The sequence below is a fragment of the Jilunia laotingensis genome (genome assembly GCF_014385165.1).
Classification (GTDB): Bacteria; Bacteroidota; Bacteroidia; order Bacteroidales; family Bacteroidaceae; genus Bacteroides; species Bacteroides laotingensis.
Genome location: NZ_JACRTF010000001.1, coordinates 404,340 through 422,135, shown reverse-complemented (window position 1 = coordinate 422,135; position 17,796 = coordinate 404,340). Strand labels below are relative to the sequence as shown.

The following is a 17,796-nucleotide window of genomic DNA, read 5'->3' as shown; positions in this document are numbered from 1 at the left end:
TTTAGGGGGTATTTGTTATTGGACACGCAAACAATGCATCAACAGGCTATTGTAATAATTGTTAAACTATCATCTTCTTCTTTGCTATTCTTTAATAATTAATGATATATTTGTGATATCAAAATGATATTATTAATTAATGTGCTTATGGAAACAAAAGAAACTCTTTTCACCGGTTTTAAAATGAATGGTTTTGTAATGCTATTCATTTTCTTTGTTCTGTTGGGAGGAAGCATAGCTTCATTCTTTATCATTGAGCCGTCAAGCGGTTTATCGATTGCTATTGGGGTTTTAGGAATAATCATCTCATTTCTTATTTTACCGGGGTTCAATCAACTGGAACCGAATGAAGCCCGTGCAATGGTTTTCTTCGGTAAGTATAAAGGTACGTTCAGAAAGACAGGATTCTTTTGGTTCAATCCTTTTATGGATGCAAAAAAACTTTCACTCCGTGCGCGTAATCTGGATGTAGAACCTATTAAGGTAAATGATAAAATAGGTAATCCTATCCTTATCGGACTTGTATTGGTATGGAAACTGAAAGATACATATAAAGCTATGTTTGAGATCGATTCTCAAACTATGGCAATGTCCGCAGGAACTTCAGGCAATAATAATCAAGTTTCTGTCGGTAATGCCGTGGCCAATCGGATGAATGCCTTCGAAAATTTTGTGAAGATACAGAGTGATGCTGCACTTCGCCAGGTTGCCGGGCAATATGCCTATGATAATAGCGAAGCGAATGACGATGAATTGACTTTACGGTCGGGTGGCGATGAAGTCAATGAGCAGTTGGAACAAAAGCTGAATGAACGACTTGCCATGGCAGGAATGGAAGTAGTGGAGGCTCGGATCAATTATCTTGCTTATGCTCCTGAAATTGCAGCGGTTATGCTTCGTCGGCAACAAGCCTCTGCCATAATTACAGCACGTGAGAAGATCGTTGAAGGTGCTGTATCAATGGTGAAAATGGCTCTTCATAAACTTTCAGAGGAAGAGATTGTTGAACTGGACGAAGAAAAGAAAGCAGCCATGGTAAGCAATTTACTTGTAGTGCTTTGTGCTGATGAAGCTGCACAGCCAGTTATAAATGCGGGAACGCTGAATCATTAAACGATAGGCTTTATTTGTAGGCACGTTATTGCTTTTCGTGAAAGTAGGTGAATAGCCTTAAAAATAACTCTTATCAAGAGAAATCTGAGGGAGATTTAAATAGGCTGTTTTGCTTTCTTTGCTTTGATATATAGTTGCGGTTCTAACGACTATAGTGAAAGTGCCGGATTTTATGAATCTTTTCATTGCCTTGCATGGGAATAGTTGAACAAGAAGTTGCCGTTTTATGTTACGATAACCATACCCGGATGCATGAACCAAAAATATATCCTAAAATGAATCATCATTATAGGAGGATAATGGAATGCCGGTGCCAATTGTGTATGAATATCAGTGTTATGCCGAATTGTATATTAATGGATATTACTGGTTTTATTGATGAATTATTAGAAAGTTAAATAAAGGGAAATAGGATTGTGGCTAAAAAAGAATCTTCAATCAAGAGTTTTGTTCTGCGTGTAGATGCTGAAACGATGGATGCAATAGAAAAATGGGCAGCCGACGAATTCCGCAGTACGAACGGTCAGCTTCAGTGGATTATAGCTGAAGCCTTGAAAAAGAGCGGGCGGATGAAGAAGTCTAAAAATGTAAAACCGGAACAGGACGAAAATGAAAATCTGTGATGTATCCATAGTTAAATACTTTTTCCGGTTTCATGTCTATTTTACGATTTGTGCCTATTTTTTAATCTGATGTCTACTCTAATTTTAGTTCCTTCGTTGGGACGGGATATTAATGAAAACGTTCCGTTGATGGATTGTATTCGTTGGGCGATGGTCTGTATACCTATTCCTTTGTTTTTTTTATTAGTGTCAAATCCTATTCCATCATCTTCAATGCTGACCGACAGATTATTGTTTTCTAATTTTAATTCCACCGTGATTTTACTGGGGAAAGCATATTTCAGTGCATTGCTGGTTGATTCTTGGACTATTCTGTAAAGCTCGAATCCTATTTTGGAAGGGATATTTTCCCAATGAACATGAGGCGTTGATTTGTATTCAGCTTTTATTTCCGGTGGGAGATTGAGATGGGTTATAAAATCAGTCAGCATTTCATCGATAGTCGCATATTGAAATGAGGGGGGCATTAATTCGTGTGAGACATTACGTACACGATTACGGATTTCTGAGAGTCTTTTTATAAAATAAGGTATATCAATTTGTTGGTTTTTTCGTTCTTCGTTTATATTCAGTTCAAGTGCCATCATGCTATTACAAATATCATCGTGCAACTCCGTAGCCAGCCGTTTTCTTTCTGTCTCGAGACCGTCAATGTATTTGCGTGTGAGGCGTTGTTCTGTTTCTTGTTGCAAATTCAGAAAATCTTTTTCTTTTTGGTCTATGCGTTGAGACAATAGGGTAGTTTCTTTTTCTTTTTTCAAACGGATAATTCTGTTATATAACCATGCAATGCTTAAGGCAACAATGAGAATTCCCGAAATACTGATAATTAAGAGTGATTGGTACCGTTCTTCCTGATGCTTTATCTGCAAACGGTTAATTTCCAGTTCCTTATTAGCTGTTTCGAACTGTACATAATATTCCGACATCATTTCATTGTGTTTTTGCTGATAGATGGAATCTTGTAATTTGAAGGCTATGTCTTTATAGTAAAGAGCCTTTTTATAGTCGTGAGGTCCCATTTTATAGGCCTCCGATAAGTTGAGGTACGTATCAATTGCGGTGCGTTGTACGATACCGTTCTTGTTATGTTTCCGCAGTTCTATACTTTTCTCATAATATTCGATGGCTTTATCAAATTGTCGATGACGCAAGGCGATTAACCCTTTAAAAATGTAATAACTGTCCGTATAAGTGGCTTTTGATCGTACAAACTCAGATTCAAGTTGCTGCATGTAATTATTAACGGAGTCTTGTATGTTCAGTTCATAATAGGCTTTTACGAGACCGAATAAACAAGAACGTCTCTGATAAGAATTGTTCAAATTCGGAAGTGCTGACTTATAGTTTTCAATCGCTTTGTCTGTTTGTTTGGTACTAACCAAAGGAGGCCCTGAAATCAGCAATGCCCGGCTCAATTCTTTTTCCGATAATTGATGTCTTTTTATTATTTCGATGGCTCTGTCAGCGAATTCGATAGCTTGGGCATATTTTTCCCAATCGGTATAGAGTACGGCAATATTACACCATGTTGTACTTAAGCGTCTCCATTCTTTTTGCTGTTCGTATAGGTCGGCACATTTCAGATAATATTTCAGTGCCATGGAATAGTTGTTTTCACGTCTGTTGATAATACCCAAAAGACTATAACTTACCGTAAGTGAAAGAGTATCTTTATTATTTGTAGCATATTGAAGTGCTTTTTCTGTATAAATGCGAGCTGAGTCCGGAACTCCTTTATAGAGATATGCATACCCTATGTCACAATAAATACTTCCCAAATCTTCCGGACTATTGTCTAAACCTTCTTTTTCTGCCTGAAATAAATAGTCCAGTGCTTTGTCGTATTCACCCGAAGTATTGTATTTTTGACTGATACTTTGCAGACAGTGGGCCGCATATTTACTCTTTTGTTGTAGCAATAGATCAGAGGCTCTCTTCAATAAGTTCAGATAGGATTCCGTATATCTTCCGGAGCATATGCGTTCAAGTTGGGCGATGTGCATGAATGCTTTTCCCTGTTCTTCTAAGTCCTTTTCTTTGAGTGCTAATTCTAGAGCCTTGTTTGCTGCTGTATTTAGACCGATACTGTCTCTCTGTTTTACGTAATATTCAGCTAGGTCATTCCAAATGGACGATTTGTTGCTGTTTGTCTTCTTCTTTAAGATATCTTCCGTTTGTGCGGATAATGAAAAGGTCAGGACAGATGTTATGATCAAGATGAATATTTTCATGCTGTTTTGATGGAGCTTAACTGTTCTTTACAATACTCGATAATTTCTGTTTCCTGATCCGGATGAAACCAGTGTATTTCTTCATCTCGCTTGAACCATGTCATCTGTTTGCGAGAATAAATACGTGAATTTTGCTTGATCTTTTCAATAGCGAATGGCAGTTCCCAGCTTCCGTCCAGGTAATTGAACAGTTCTTTGTAACCAACGGTATTAAGCGAATTAAGTGTTCGGTAAGGATAAACAGCTCTTGCTTCTTCAAGAAGTCCTTCATCCATCATTACGTCCACACGATGATTGATACGCTCATAAAGCTCATTCCGATCACGTGTTAGCCCTATTTTGATAATATGGAAAGATCGATCTTTCTTTTTCTGCGTGCGGAATGAAGTGTATGTTTTTCCCGTCATGTAGCAAATTTCAAGTGCATGAATGACACGCTTTGGATTTTTTAAATCTACTATTTTGTAATATTCCGGATCTAATAGTTTAAGTTCCGAGCAAAGTGTTTCCAAACCTTCCGATTCATATCTTTGCAGCATCATTTCCCGAGTTTCGGCATCTATCGTAGGGATATTATCGATCCCTTTGCATATAGCATCGATATACATCATCGAACCTCCCGTAAGGACGACTGTTTCATGTTGTTCAAACAGTTTTTCAATGATACCGAGTGCTTCTTCTTCGTAGCGGGCTGCACTGTAATAATCTGTGAGCTTCAGTGTACCTACCAGATGATGTGGTACGCGATTTAACTGCTCAGGAGTAGGAGCCGCAGTTCCTATTTTAAGATCGGCATAGAGTTGTCTGGAATCGGCTGAAACGATACTTGTACGGAAATATTCTGCAATCCGTAGGCTAAGTTCTGTTTTTCCAACTCCGGTAGGACCTATAAGGACAATAAGGGCAGACATTTGGGGGATTAAGAATTAAGAGTGAAGAATTAAGCAAGGAGAACTAAGAGTGAAAAATTAAGAGATAAGATTGGATTCAAGAATGAAGAATAATAAGTGAGTTCCATATTCTTATTTATTGCACTTAGCTTATCATTCTTCATTCTTAATTCTTCATTTTTCCTTTTTAATATTTTTCTTCTTCAAATCCTGAGGCATCGGTGCCATTTCCTCCACCCAAATCAAATCCATCGGCATCAAAGTCTTCCAAGTCGAAGTCTTGATCACCGTAGAAATTCTCATCCAGGTCGAGCGAACCACCTGTTGCAGCCATTTCTTCGAAATCAATTGACTGCTTGGGAGCTTCTCCTGATTTTTTGGTACATTTGGCACCTTTCATATCTTTACCGGTGATGATTTCGGTGAGTTCGATAAAGAAGCAGCGTTCCGTCATGTAATCAAATACATAGAGCATTTTCTGCTTTTCGTCTTCGATCAGTTCGCTGAGCATAGTATCTTTCATTACCCAACTGTCCATTTCAGGATTATCATCCATCTCCTCCAACGTGATTTCCTTTTCTTTTTCCCAGTCATCGTCACAGATGAAGAATGATGTCATTTGGTCATTTGAGTAACCCGTCGATTTCAGTATGGCCTCATGTAAGTCGAAAAAGGTTGCATCGGGATCAACCTGTATTTCTCTGACGAAATCGTCCACTTCATCAGATATAATGGTAAATCTGAATATCATAATGTTTTAGAGTTATAGTTTACTTAATAATACCTCGTTCAGAGTTACGAATAAAACTAATAATATACTCGATTTCAGGACTCATCGCTACTTCAGTTTCCACCTTCACCAGTGCGTCCGAGATATTTAATCCACTTTGGTAAATGATGCGATAAGCATTGTGTATATTCTCAATTACTTCGTTACTGAATCCCCGGCGGCGAAGGCCGATAATATTGATTCCGCTGTATGTGATCGGTTCGCGTCCGGCTATTATATAAGGTGGGATATCTTTGCTGAAACGGCTTCCGCCTTGAATCATCACGTATCCTCCTACACGGCAAAATTGATGCATTAACACATTGGCACTGATAATGGCATTGTCATCGATAATAATCTCTCCTGCCATTTTGGTAGAGTTGCCGATGATACAGCCGTTGCCGATTAAAGCATCGTGAGCCACATGTACACTCTCCATCAAAAGGTTATTGTTGCCGACGATCGTTCTGCCTTTGGCTGCCGTGCCTCGATTGATCGTTACATTCTCGCGGATAAGGTTGTTATCGCCTATTTCGGCTGTGCTTTCTTCACCGCGGAATTTAAGATCTTGTGGGATGGCTCCTATAACGGCACCCGGAAAAATGGTATTTCCGTTACCGATCCTTGAACCATACAAGATATTTGCGTTAGGCATGATCTTGTTATTATCGCCGATCACTACATTCTTGTCGATGTAAACGAAAGGACCAATCTCTACGTTTTCCCCGATTTGGGCTTCGGGATGGATGTACGCTAAGGGACTTATCATAATTGATTTATTTGTTTTTTACTATTTGAGCCATGAATTCAGCTTCACATACTACTTTTTCGCCTACGAACACATATCCTTTCATGGTAGAGATTCCCCGGCGGATCGGTGCCATCATCTCTACACGGAAAATGAGTGTATCTCCCGGTACGACCTTCTGGCGGAATTTCACACCGTCAATCTTCATGAAATAAGTAGAATAACGTTCCGGTTCATCAACCGAATTAAGTACCAACAGACCGCCTACTTGCGCCATGGCTTCTACTTGAAGTACTCCCGGCATCACCGGTTCATCGGGGAAATGTCCTTGAAAGTAAGGTTCGTTGGAAGTGACATTTTTTATGCCTACAATATAATTGGCACCGATCTCGATCACTTTGTCCACCAGTTGGAATGGATAACGGTGAGGAAGCAACTCACGAATGCGATTAACATCCATGATCGGTGCTTCATTGCAGTTATATATCGGAGCCTGAATTTCATGTAAACGGATTTCCTTACGCATCTGACGGGCAAACTTGTTATTAATGGTGTGTCCCGGGCGTGTAGCAATGATACGTCCTTTGATCGGTTTGCCAATTAAGGCAAGATCTCCGATTACGTCCAGAAGTTTGTGGCGGGCACATTCATTCGGCCAAACCAACGGTTTGTGGTTGATGTAACCCAATTGGTTGGCATCCATGTGAGGAACGCCCATTACATCAGCCAGTTTATCGTAGTTCTCCTGTGACATTTTGCGTTCGTAAATGACGATAGCATTGTCAAGGTCACCTCCTTTGATCAATCCGGCAGAGAGCAGTGGTTCTATTTCACGTACGAATACAAAGGTTCGGCTGGCGGCTACTTCATCTTTGAATTTGCCCATATCTTCCAGCGTAGCGAATTGGTTGGGTATGATAGAAGAGTCGTAAGATACCAACACATTCAAGCTGAAGTTTTCATCCGGCAATACGATGATGGATGATCCAGTCTCTTCGTCGCGAAATTCTATTTTCGATTTAATGATATAAAAGTCTTTTACGGCATTTTGCTCTTCAGTACCGACCTTCTCTATTTCTTGTACGTAATATTGCGCACTGCCATCCAGTATGGGAAATTCAGGACCATTTACCTGAATGAGGCAGTTATCGATGCCTAAGGCATAAAGTGCTGCCATTCCATGTTCTACTGTGCTTACTTTTGCACCGTTCTTTGACAGGACAGTACCACGTGTTGTTTCTGTCACATTATCAGCTACGGCATCGATGATGGGTTGTCCTTCCAAATCGATACGCTGTATCTTGTATCCGTGGTTTTCGGGGGCCGGATTGAATGTGACAGTAAGGTCAAGACCAGTGTGAAGACCTTTTCCTCTCAGTGAAAAGCTATTCTTTAGAGTTTTTTGTTTCAGCATTGGTTACTTATTTATTTTATTAATTTTCTCTTTTAGTTCTGCCAGTTCTTTGCGCATGGCTTCCATCTCGAAATACATTTCAGGAAGTTTGCGATAGACAGTGGCAGATTTGAAATAAGGCTTTATTTCCATAGGAGGGGTGCCTATCAGTTGCTTACCAGCTTTAATGTTGCCGGGAACGCCCGATTGCGCGCCAATGTTTACCTTATCACCGATATGAAGATGTCCGGCAATGCCGACTTGTCCGCCAAACATGCACCATTCGCCTACTTTGGTCGAACCGGCAATACCCACCTGTGCGGCCATAACGGTATGAGAGCCTATTTCGTCATTATGGGCTATTTGTACCAGATTATCTATTTTGGTGCCGCTATGAACGATTGTTGCGCCCATTGTGGCACGGTCTACACACGTATTGGCTCCTATGTCCACTTTGTCTTCCAGAATGACAATCCCTATTTGGGGAATCTTTTCATATCCTTGCGGAGTGGGTGCAAAGCCAAAGCCGTCGGCACCGATTACCGCACCTGAGTGTATGATGCATTCGTTACCAATACGACAATCATGGTAGATGTTTACGTTGGAATAAAGCAGGCAGGCAGAGCCTATTTTCACATTGTCACCTATATAAGTATGGGGATAAATAAGCGTGTTGTCGCCTACGACAGCGTTTTCACCGATATAAGCAAATGCACCTATGTATACATTTTCACCGATTGTGGCACTTGGGGAAACAAATGCCAGTGAGTCGATACCTTGCTTTTTAGGTTTGCTCATCTCGTAAAGATTGAGCAGTTTGGCCAGACTTTCATAGGCATTCTCCACTTTAATCAAAGTGGCTTTTACCTCACGTTCCGGTTTGAAATCTTTATTTACCAGTACGATGCTGGATTGAGTTTCATATATATAAGGCGTATATTTCGGATTAGAAAGGAATGAAATCGCTCCGGGTATTCCTTCTTCTATTTTAGCGAATGTATGGACGGTTGCGTTTTCGTCTCCTATAATCTCCCCCTGGATAAATGCTGCAATTTGCTTAGCCGAGAACTCCATGTTTTTTACTCTGTTATTATATGATTTTTCCGTTTCTAAACAGTCTGAAAGAGGGTATAACTCTATCAAAGCACAAATAACGGACTTTTTTTTTATATTTCCTTACTCTTTACTGAATATTTTATGTCTGCTTATGCAAACGGTGATAGCAGATATAGTATTTTTTCACCTTTTTGGATAGCAGTGATATATTGAGCATGTCCGATGCTTCGGCTATGTTTTTGATGGTGCCGTCCTTATAAATAATGTCTATACTGTCGTCTGCCGGGTCATACATGTTTTTTTCGATGCTGGGGGTAGAAACAAAATAGCTCGCTTCGGAAAGTGTTATGTCTAACTGCTGGCTTATTTGCAAAGTTAATTCGTTTATTCTTTCTTCACTAAAGGGCTCCGATGAGATTTCCACTTTGAATATGTTGCGGTTGATCATTCCCGTGCTGAGTGTGGAAAGTACCTTGTCCGGGTGGTTGCACCAGACTTTGAGGGCTGTCCAGACATCGTTGTCATCCAGTTGGACGAAGTTCTCGATGCATTCCGGATTATTACGGAATTCTTCCGGCTCGATATTGTTGTAAAGAAAGAAACGCAATGCGGGTGAAGCAAATAATTCCACTCCCCGGCTTGCCAGTTCTTTAGCACGTAGCAGGGTGCTGATGAGCATTCGTTCGTAGGCTACCGAAGTTTTATGCAGATAGACCTGCCAGTACATCAGACGCCGGGCAGTAAGAAAGTTTTCTATGGAATAAATGCCTTTGGATTCAATCACGAGATGGTCATCTGCTACATCAAGCATTTTGATGATTCGGGCAGATCCGATGTTACCTTCCGATACACCGGTATAGAAGCTGTCGCGACGCAGGTAGTCGAGACGATCCATGTCGAGCTGTCCGCTGACTAATTGATGAAGAAAACGTTTGGGGTATTCGTCTTTGAATATTTGGATGGCGAGGCTGAGCTGTCCGTTCATCTCTTTATTCATGCGTTCCATTAACATGAGCGAGATTTCTTCATGGGTTATGCCTTTTACAATCGTATCTTCCAGTACATGTGAAAATGGACCGTGGCCGATGTCATGAAGCAAGATGGCGGCCTGTACCGCTTCCGCTTCGCTGTCGAAGATGAAATTTCCTTTACTTGCCAGCTGCGTGATGGCTTCGCTCATCAGATAAAAAGCACCCAAAGAGTGTTGAAAACGGGTATGTTGGGCACCGGGGTAGACTACGGACGAGAGCCCCACCTGCTTGATGCGTGTCAAACGTTGCAAAAGGGGATGCCGTATGATGTCATACAGCAATCCTTTGGGTATGTTGATAAATCCGAATACCGGATCGTTGATTATCTTTCTTTCGTATGTCACTTATCACTAATCGTTAATCACTGACTTCAACTGTTCTGCCATCTGAACTTGTACTTCTTGAGCGGCTTTTCTGGCTGCCTGGGCAAAGTTTTCAGTTTTGTCGGCATAGATGATTCCACGTGAAGAGTTTACAATTAATCCGCAAGTGCTATTCATGCCATATTTACATACTTCTTCGAGGGAACCTCCTTGTGCGCCGATGCCCGGAACGAGCAGGAAGTGGTTCGGAACAATTTTACGGATATCTTCAAAGGCACGTCCTTGGGTGGCACCTACTACGTACATCATCTGGTCATCGCTTGCCCATTCTTGAGATTTGCGCAGCACTTTTTCGAACAAGCGTTCCCCGTTCGCATCCTCAGTCAGCTGGAAATCATGTGAGCCTTTGTTACTGGTCAGTGCCAGGAGGATTACCCATTTTCCATCGTAGGTAAGAAAAGGAGTCACGCTGTCTTCTCCCATGTAAGGAGCCACGGTTACAGAGTCGATGTCCATCTCCTCAAAAAAGCTGCGGGCGTACATCGCGGATGTATTGCCGATGTCTCCACGCTTTGCATCGGCGATGATGAACTGATCCGGATAGTTGTCTTTGATGTATTTCACTGTCTTTTCGAAAGCGATCCAACCTTTTACGCCCATGCTTTCATAAAAAGCCAGATTAGGCTTGTATGCGATACAGAGATCGGCTGTTGCATCGATGATTGCTTTGTTGAAGGCAAAGATGGGATCAGCTTCATTGAGAAGATGTTCCGGTATTTTCTTTATATCAGTGTCGAGACCAACGCAAAGAAAAGATTTCTTACGTTTGATATTTTCAAATAAATCTTGCTTATTCATATTGATATTTGTTATTGTCTTTATACTTTCGGATTTACTGTTTCACTCATTTATTGCAAAATGCGAATCACTACAGCTCGCTCTCTTTTAAACGTTCTGCATTCTCTGCTACTGTCAACTTGTCGATGCATTCCTGGATGTCTCCATCCATAAAAGCAGCCAGGTTGTAGATGGTATAGTTAATGCGATGGTCGGTTATTCGTCCTTGCGGATAGTTGTAAGTACGAATCTTTGCCGAACGGTCGCCCGTGGATACCATCGTTTTGCGTTTGGAGGCGATGTCGTCGATATATTTCTGATGTTCCTTGTCGTAAATAAAGGTACGTAAGCGGGACAAGGCACGTTCTTTGTTTTTCGGCTGGTCACGGGTTTCGGTACACTCGATCAGAATCTCTTCCGATACACCGGTATTGGGATTCTTCCAGATATAGCGCAGACGGACTCCCGATTCAACCTTATTTACGTTCTGACCACCTGCACCACCGCTTCGGAAAGTATCCCATTTGATTTCTCCTTCGTTGATAACCACGTCAAATTCCTCAGCTTCCGGAAGGACGGCTACGGATGCGGCCGAAGTATGTACGCGGCCTTGCGTCTCTGTGGCGGGCACACGTTGTACGCGGTGTACACCCGATTCATACTTCATGATTCCATACACATTGTCTCCGGTAATGCTACAGACTATTTCCTTATAACCACCGGCGGCTCCTTCATTGGCACTCGATACTTCCATCTTCCAACCTTTCGATTCGCAGAATTTGGCATACATGCGGAAAAGGTCTCCAGCGAAAATGGCGGCTTCGTCACCGCCTGTGCCGCCACGAATCTCAAGAATGGCATTTTTGCTATCTTGCGGATCGGTGGGAACCAACAGCAGTTTGATTTCCTCTTCCAATTCAGGTAAGCGGTTCTGGCTTATATCCATCTCTTCCTTTGCCATCTCACGCATGTCGGCATCCGATTCATTGGCAAGTATGTCCTTTGCCTCCTCAATGTTAGCCAAAGTCTGCATGTATTCCTTGCGAGCTTTCATCAAGTCGTCAAGGTCTTTGTATTCTTTGGTCAGTTTTACATAACGCTTTTGGTCGGCAATCACTGCCGGGTCGGTAATGAGGGTGGATACTTCCTCAAAACGAGCTACAAGTCCGTCTAATTTCTCTAGTATACTATTCATATATAAATTAGTGAAGAGCGAAAAATCTCTTTTCCGCTCATCGCTTTTCGCTTAATAAGTGAATTCTCCGAATTCGCTTTTGATAATCAATTCTTTTTTATCACTCTCTTCGATGCGTCCTACAATTTGAGCAGGGATACCGAATGATTCACTGATGGCAATCACTTCCGCTGCATGTGCGGGGGAGAGATAAACTTCCAAGCGATGCCCCATGTTGAATACCTTGTACATCTCGATCCACTCGGTGCCGCTTTGCTCCTGAATTGTTTTAAATAGTGGAGGAACGGGGAAAAGATTATCTTTTATGACACGAACTTTATCTACGAAATGCAGCACTTTCGTTTGTGCGCCACCTGAACAATGTACCATGCCATGGATTTCGGGGCGCAACGCGTCCAGCAGTTTCTTAACTACCGGTGCATAGGTGCGGGTAGGAGAGAGAACCAGTTTCCCTGCATTGATAGGAGAGCCTTCCACTTCGTCTGTCAGTTTCAGCTTGCCGGAATAGACAAGGTCTTCCGGAACGGCTGCATCGTAACTTTCCGGATATTTTTCAGCTAGGTATTTGGAAAATACATCATGGCGGGCCGAGGTTAACCCGTTGCTGCCCATGCCACCGTTATATTCTTTCTCGTAAGTAGCCTGACCATAAGACGCAAGTCCGACTATCACATCTCCCGGGCGGATATTAGCGTTATCGATCACGTCCGCACGTTTCATGCGGCAGGTGACGGTACTGTCTACAATGATGGTGCGAACCAAGTCGCCCACATCTGCCGTTTCGCCTCCTGTGGCGTATACACCTACACCCATTTCACGGAGTTCAGCGAGCAATTCATCGGTTCCGTTGATAATGGCGGAGATGACTTCACCCGGTATGAGTAACTTGTTGCGTCCTATGGTGGATGATACGAGAATGTTGTCTACAGCACCTACACAGAGAAGGTCGTCAATATTCATAATCAGTGCGTCCTGAGCGATACCTTTCCACACGGAAAGATCACCGGTCTCTTTCCAGTACATATAAGCCAGAGAAGATTTAGTCCCGGCACCGTCGGCATGCATGATGTTACAATATTCCGGATCTCCTCCGAGGATATCGGGAATGATTTTGCAGAATGCTTGGGGGAATATACCTTTGTCAATGTTTTTGATGGCGTTATGCACATCTTCTTTTGATGCGCTTACACCACGCATCATGTATCGTTGATTACTCATGAGTTATAGGGTTTTGTATACGTCTGCAAAAGTACTGCTTTTTTTCCGTAGTTTAAAAAAAATAAGCCTCAGGCTTACTTTTTTTTGCCTGAGGCTCTATTTATTAGAGGTACTATAAGCGAGATTGGTTATCTGAATCCAATTTGATTTACGCAAATCCTACGTATCCCCCTACAATCAATTTTCTCTCCTCGGAAGGAGAAACTATCATTTACTGTAGGATAAGGAATTGCCTAGAATTTTACTTCGGGAGCTTTTTCTGCACCTTCAGCCGATTCAAAATAAGTCTTCTTTTCGAAACCGAACATGCTGGCGAAGATGCTTTTAGGGAAACGGCGAATAGCTGTGTTATATGCCTGTGCGGCATCATTGAAGTTTTTACGGGCTACATTGATGCGGTTTTCTGTTCCTTCCAGCTGGCTTTGGAGTTCTAGGAAATTCTGGTTTGCTTTCAGGTCAGGGTAGTTTTCTGTGATGGCAAGCAACTTGCCCAAAGCTGAGGTGACAGCTCCTTGAGCTTTTTGATACTCAGCCAATTTCTCCGGAGTCAAATCTTTTGCGTCTACTTGAATCTGGGTAGCTTTACTACGAGCCTCCACTACGCCTTCAAGCGTCTCTTTTTCGTGAGAGGCATATCCTTTGACGGTATTGACCAAGTTAGGTATCAGATCGGCACGTCGTTGGTATTGCGTTTCCACATTCGCCCATTGGCCGTTTACCTTTTCATCCATTGTGACCAGACCGTTGTACATGCTTACTGCCCATATTACGATGACTGCCACTACGGCAATAATAATGATGATTGATTTCTTCATATTCCTTATTGTTATTTGAAAATTAATATTTGTATTATTGTTTGCTATTCGAGCATGCCAAAGCGACATTTAGAAGCGTGAACCGGCTCCGCCTCCTCCGCCCATTCCGCCTCCGAAGCTACCTCCGCTGAAGCCACCGCCTCCTCCGAAACTGCCTCCTCCGAAGCCACCGATGAAGGGGCCGCCACCGCCACCTCTGCGTCCGTGATAGTCATCGTCATATGTTTGTTGCCTGCGAACTACTGTATGGCCGCAATTACGGCAGGTATAGGTGACATCCTCTGTTTTCACACCGTTGCGTTTGGAGACCAACTTGCTGCCGCTACGTTGTAATTCGTATTTCCCGCATTGCGGGCAACGTCTGCTTGCTCTTGTTGCCAATATGCTGATGACGGATGCTATACCGATGAAGCCGATGATTGCTAACATGATCATTAAGCCTGAGTTTTCTCCTTCACCTGAAGATTTATCATCGTTTATCATCGACCCATCCAAACGCTTGCATACAGCGCTCACTCCGTTTACCATCCCTTCATTCCAGTTCTCCACTTTCAGATAAGGGATCATATATTTCATTTGTATCCTTTTACAGATTGCATCCGGGAGGTCTCCTTCCAGACCGTATCCGGTATAGAACTGGATGCAACGTTGATCGGTCACTAATAAGATCACCAATCCGTTGTTTTTGTCTTTTTTTCCGACTCCCCATTTATTAAGTAGATGGTGTGAGAAGTCAAAACAATCTTCTTGCCCGATAGAGGGAACAACCGCCACTACGGTTTCAATACCTGTTGTTTCTTCCAGTTGATAAAGCATCCTGTCTATACTGTCGCAAGCAGCTTGTGAGAGAATGTCCGCTGGATTACAAACGTATCTGAATTTATTCTGCAGATGTACCTTAGGAATATTGTCCACTGTATAGACTTTCTCTTGGGCTTGTACGGAGAGACTGATAACCGTTAGCAGTATGATATATAGTTGTTTCATAATTGTCATTTTAATAATGAGTAGCCATCTTCATCTTTTGCTTTTCACTCCTCCATGTATTTATCAACGAATTTCTTTACCCGTTCCGTGTATTCTGCTTTATTATCTTTATAAGACATGGCATGAGTAGCTCCCGGAACAATCCAAAGTTCTTTCGGTTCCGGTTTAGCTTCATAAAGCGGATATACCATCCAAGTCGGTACATAGGTATCTTTGTCTCCGTGTATGAAGAACATGGGAAGTTTGGCTTTTTCCACTTGTTTCAGTGAAGAGGCTTCTTTAAAGTTCCAGCCGTATTTCTTTTCACACAGCCAACTGGTGGTATACATCAAAGGGAACTTCGGCAGGTGAAAAGATGTTTTCAATTCGTGTGAGAATTCATCCCAGACACTGGTATATCCACAATCTTCGACAAAGCATTTGACAAAATGCGGTTGTTCTTCACCGGAAACCATCATCGTAGTAGCTCCTCCCATCGAGATACCGTGTACCACCATCTGAGTGCTGTCACCGTAGATTTGATTGGCTACATGCATCCATTGCATTACGTCCAGCCTGTCTTTCCATCCCATTTGTATGGCCGGTCCGCCACTTTCTCCCTGATGTTGAAGTGCAGGCAGCAATGTGTTGAATTGCAGGTCATGGTTGTAGAGGTATCCGATCATGAACATCCGTATCGGATTATCGGTATATCCGTGTACGATGACAGCTGTCTTTTTCGTGGGTCGTGGAGCAGCGATGTAATACGCATGTAGCCGTATCCCTTCGGGATTCACAATAAAAGTATCTTTCAGTGCTTTGGCTTGGTTCAGACTATCTACCCAAGGGCGTAAGAATGGATAGTTGGCGTACATATACGGATAAGAGTCCGCATCCTTTTCACGTATTTTGGCATTCGGGGTCAGTGAATAGTTAAGCATATAATAACTGCTGCCGATGGTGCAGCCTGTCAGTACCACCAGTATGACAATTACTCCGATAATCCATCCTTTTTTAGTCCTTTTTCCCATATTCTATGTTACCTGTTCCAAATTTCCCAAGCGGCAAAAGCTTGTAAAAGAAGCATTTCCAAACCGTTCTTAGTGATAGCACCTCGTTCTTCGCCTTTTTTCATGAAAAGCGTCACGTTCGGATTGTATAACAAATCGTACAGTAAATGGTTTGGCGTGAGGTATTCATATGGAATATCAGGGCAGAAGTCAACCTTCGGGTACATTCCCAATGGAGTGCAATTTACGATCACGGTGTGTTCAGCCATGATTTCAGGTGTCAGTTCCTCGTATGTCAACATGCCCGGTTTATGCGTGCGCGAGACGAAAACACTTTCGATTCCCAGATTCTTTAGTCCGTGATATACCGCTTTAGATGCTCCCCCTGTTCCCAAAATCAAGGCTTTTTTATGAGAAGGTAGTAAAAGTGGTTGTATGGATTGGGTAAATCCGATAATATCCGAATTGTAACCTATCAATTTTACCTTTCCTTTTCCCTGACGGATAATTTTGATAACATTTACAGCGCCAATTTTCGCTGTGTCCGGGTCTAATGCGTTTAAAAATGGGATGACTTGTTCTTTATAAGGAATTGTTACATTCAGACCACATAGATTCGGATTTTCTTCAACTACTTCCATGAAGTCTTCAATGCTGGGTATTTCAAAGTTTACATACTCTGCATCAATGCCTTCCGAATGAAATTTCTCGTTAAAGTAACCTATCGAAAACGAGTGTTTTAACGGATAGCCTATTAAACCGTATTTATCCATAAATAGAGGGGATTTGAAAGATTATTTGGTTGCTGTGTAAAGTGTACAGATGCCAAATGTTAGTCTTTGGAATTCCACTTTGCTGAATCCTGCCCGCGAGATAACGTCCTTCATCACTTCTCCTTGCGGAAAAGCCTGTATGGTCTGCGGCAAATAACGATAGGCTCTGTTGTCTTTAGAAAATAGCTTGCCGAGTACAGGTATGACGATTTTCGAATAAAGGTAAAACATCTGCTTCATGGGAAAACGGTCGGGTGTAGTCAATTCCAGTATAACCAGATGTCCTCCGGGAGTTAATACTCGGCACATTTCGGAGAGTCCTTTATCCAAATCCTCAAAATTACGAATGCCGAATGCCACGGTGATAGCGTCAAAGCTGTTGTCAGCAAATGAGAGGGAGGTGCAGTCTTCTCGGGCAAATGAAATTTTGTCCGAAAGACCTTCCTTTTTTACCTTTTCACGTCCCACGTTCATCATGCCTTCCGATATGTCTGTCCCGATCAACTGAGCCGGTTGCAACATTTTGTAGGCCAAAATTGCAAAATCCCCCGTTCCGGTTGCCACATCCATAATACGCTGCGGATGAAAAGGTTTTAACCAACGGATCGCCTTGTGTCGCCAACTTTTGTCGATGCCCAACGATAAGGTATGATTCAGCATGTCATACGCAGGAGCAATATTGTCGAACATTTGTTCTACCTGTTCACTTTTCTTTCCGTCCGTGCCGTAAGGCTTGATATTTTCTTGTGGGTAATGCACGTTGTGAATTAATAATTAATAATTAAAAATTAAAAACGAGGAG

17 protein-coding genes are annotated in these 17,796 nt (G+C 42.2%); 2 read left to right on the top strand and 15 right to left on the bottom strand.

Annotated elements, in window-relative coordinates; all coding sequences use genetic code 11:
- Window positions 1–147: 147 nt before the first annotated feature.
- Both H8744_RS01800 and H8744_RS01795 read left to right on the top strand, forming a co-directional pair.
- Entirely contained in the window at window positions 148–1,113 is a 966-nt protein-coding gene (locus H8744_RS01800; RefSeq protein WP_262433205.1) for an SPFH domain-containing protein, read from the top strand.
- A 416-nt stretch (window positions 1,114–1,529) separates the two neighbouring features.
- A complete protein-coding gene (locus H8744_RS01795; protein WP_262433204.1) occupies window positions 1,530–1,736 on the top strand; it encodes a type II toxin-antitoxin system antitoxin in 207 nt (68 codons plus the stop codon).
- Window positions 1,737–1,777: 41 nt separating this feature from the next.
- On the opposite strand, the gene H8744_RS01790 is transcribed toward H8744_RS01795, so the two are convergent.
- The 15 genes from H8744_RS01790 to ubiE form a co-directional block, all read right to left on the bottom strand.
- Window positions 1,778–3,970, bottom strand: coding sequence for an ATP-binding protein (locus H8744_RS01790; protein ID WP_262433203.1), 2,193 nt, complete (start codon window positions 3,968–3,970; stop codon window positions 1,778–1,780).
- Complete coding sequence (gene miaA / locus H8744_RS01785; RefSeq protein WP_262433202.1) at window positions 3,967–4,881, bottom strand: tRNA (adenosine(37)-N6)-dimethylallyltransferase MiaA; 915 nt, start codon at window positions 4,879–4,881, stop codon at window positions 3,967–3,969. The genes H8744_RS01790 and miaA overlap by 4 nt, the downstream gene beginning before the upstream one ends.
- Window positions 4,882–5,047: 166 nt before the next feature.
- Entirely contained in the window at window positions 5,048–5,611 is a 564-nt protein-coding gene (locus H8744_RS01780) for an IS1096 element passenger TnpR family protein (RefSeq protein ID WP_262433201.1), read from the bottom strand.
- Between the two features lie 19 nt (window positions 5,612–5,630).
- A complete protein-coding gene (gene lpxA / locus H8744_RS01775) occupies window positions 5,631–6,398 on the bottom strand; it encodes an acyl-ACP--UDP-N-acetylglucosamine O-acyltransferase (RefSeq protein ID WP_262433200.1) in 768 nt (255 codons plus the stop codon).
- A gap of 7 nt (window positions 6,399–6,405) precedes the next feature.
- The gene (locus H8744_RS01770) at window positions 6,406–7,791 is read right to left on the bottom strand and encodes a bifunctional UDP-3-O-[3-hydroxymyristoyl] N-acetylglucosamine deacetylase/3-hydroxyacyl-ACP dehydratase (RefSeq protein ID WP_262433199.1); all 1,386 of its coding nucleotides are present in this window, start codon (window positions 7,789–7,791) and stop codon (window positions 6,406–6,408) included.
- Between the two features lie 3 nt (window positions 7,792–7,794).
- Window positions 7,795–8,844, bottom strand: coding sequence for a UDP-3-O-(3-hydroxymyristoyl)glucosamine N-acyltransferase (gene lpxD / locus H8744_RS01765; RefSeq protein ID WP_262433198.1), 1,050 nt, complete (start codon window positions 8,842–8,844; stop codon window positions 7,795–7,797).
- Between the two features lie 121 nt (window positions 8,845–8,965).
- Complete coding sequence (locus H8744_RS01760; RefSeq protein ID WP_262433197.1) at window positions 8,966–10,201, bottom strand: HD domain-containing protein; 1,236 nt, start codon at window positions 10,199–10,201, stop codon at window positions 8,966–8,968.
- 6 nt (window positions 10,202–10,207) lie between these two features.
- The gene (gene pyrF / locus H8744_RS01755; RefSeq protein WP_262433196.1) at window positions 10,208–11,038 is read right to left on the bottom strand and encodes an orotidine-5'-phosphate decarboxylase; all 831 of its coding nucleotides are present in this window, start codon (window positions 11,036–11,038) and stop codon (window positions 10,208–10,210) included.
- Window positions 11,039–11,108: 70 nt separating this feature from the next.
- The gene (gene prfA, locus H8744_RS01750; RefSeq protein ID WP_305067324.1) at window positions 11,109–12,212 is read right to left on the bottom strand and encodes a peptide chain release factor 1; all 1,104 of its coding nucleotides are present in this window, start codon (window positions 12,210–12,212) and stop codon (window positions 11,109–11,111) included.
- A gap of 51 nt (window positions 12,213–12,263) precedes the next feature.
- Window positions 12,264–13,430 carry an AIR synthase-related protein gene (locus H8744_RS01745; RefSeq protein ID WP_262433195.1) on the bottom strand — a complete coding sequence of 389 codons (1,167 nt, stop codon included), beginning with the start codon at window positions 13,428–13,430 and terminating at the stop codon, window positions 12,264–12,266.
- A 233-nt stretch (window positions 13,431–13,663) separates the two neighbouring features.
- Window positions 13,664–14,245 (bottom strand): LemA family protein, encoded by a 582-nt coding sequence (locus tag H8744_RS01740; protein ID WP_262433194.1) that lies wholly within the window; start codon window positions 14,243–14,245, stop codon window positions 13,664–13,666.
- A gap of 69 nt (window positions 14,246–14,314) precedes the next feature.
- Window positions 14,315–15,232: a TPM domain-containing protein gene (locus H8744_RS01735; RefSeq protein ID WP_262433193.1), complete on the bottom strand. Its 918-nt coding sequence runs from the start codon at window positions 15,230–15,232 to the stop codon at window positions 14,315–14,317.
- A gap of 44 nt (window positions 15,233–15,276) precedes the next feature.
- A complete protein-coding gene (locus H8744_RS01730) occupies window positions 15,277–16,242 on the bottom strand; it encodes an alpha/beta hydrolase (protein ID WP_262433192.1) in 966 nt (321 codons plus the stop codon).
- 8 nt (window positions 16,243–16,250) lie between these two features.
- Complete coding sequence (locus H8744_RS01725; protein ID WP_262433191.1) at window positions 16,251–16,994, bottom strand: shikimate dehydrogenase family protein; 744 nt, start codon at window positions 16,992–16,994, stop codon at window positions 16,251–16,253.
- 21 nt (window positions 16,995–17,015) lie between these two features.
- On the bottom strand, window positions 17,016–17,753 hold the full coding sequence (gene ubiE / locus H8744_RS01720; protein ID WP_262433190.1) for a bifunctional demethylmenaquinone methyltransferase/2-methoxy-6-polyprenyl-1,4-benzoquinol methylase UbiE: 738 nt from the start codon (window positions 17,751–17,753) through the stop codon (window positions 17,016–17,018).
- Window positions 17,754–17,796 lie beyond the last annotated feature (43 nt).

Excerpts from the sequence above, each read along its gene's own strand:
- H8744_RS01725 (WP_262433191.1), bottom strand. The coding sequence starts at position 16,994 with ATGGATAAATACGGTTTAATAGGCTATCCGTTAAAACACTCGTTTTCG.
- H8744_RS01800 (WP_262433205.1), top strand. The coding sequence starts at position 148 with ATGGAAACAAAAGAAACTCTTTTCACCGGTTTTAAAATGAATGGTTTT.
- miaA (WP_262433202.1), bottom strand. The coding sequence starts at position 4,881 with ATGTCTGCCCTTATTGTCCTTATAGGTCCTACCGGAGTTGGAAAAACA.
- lpxD (WP_262433198.1), bottom strand. The coding sequence starts at position 8,844 with ATGGAGTTCTCGGCTAAGCAAATTGCAGCATTTATCCAGGGGGAGATT.
- pyrF (WP_262433196.1), bottom strand. The coding sequence starts at position 11,038 with ATGAATAAGCAAGATTTATTTGAAAATATCAAACGTAAGAAATCTTTT.
- H8744_RS01790 (WP_262433203.1), bottom strand. The coding sequence starts at position 3,970 with ATGAAAATATTCATCTTGATCATAACATCTGTCCTGACCTTTTCATTA.
- H8744_RS01730 (WP_262433192.1), bottom strand. The coding sequence starts at position 16,242 with ATGGGAAAAAGGACTAAAAAAGGATGGATTATCGGAGTAATTGTCATA.
- H8744_RS01780 (WP_262433201.1), bottom strand. The coding sequence starts at position 5,611 with ATGATATTCAGATTTACCATTATATCTGATGAAGTGGACGATTTCGTC.
- H8744_RS01770 (WP_262433199.1), bottom strand. The coding sequence starts at position 7,791 with ATGCTGAAACAAAAAACTCTAAAGAATAGCTTTTCACTGAGAGGAAAA.
- H8744_RS01735 (WP_262433193.1), bottom strand. The coding sequence starts at position 15,232 with ATGAAACAACTATATATCATACTGCTAACGGTTATCAGTCTCTCCGTA.
- H8744_RS01745 (WP_262433195.1), bottom strand. The coding sequence starts at position 13,430 with ATGAGTAATCAACGATACATGATGCGTGGTGTAAGCGCATCAAAAGAA.
- prfA (WP_305067324.1), bottom strand. The coding sequence starts at position 12,212 with ATGAATAGTATACTAGAGAAATTAGACGGACTTGTAGCTCGTTTTGAG.
- H8744_RS01740 (WP_262433194.1), bottom strand. The coding sequence starts at position 14,245 with ATGAAGAAATCAATCATCATTATTATTGCCGTAGTGGCAGTCATCGTA.
- lpxA (WP_262433200.1), bottom strand. The coding sequence starts at position 6,398 with ATGATAAGTCCCTTAGCGTACATCCATCCCGAAGCCCAAATCGGGGAA.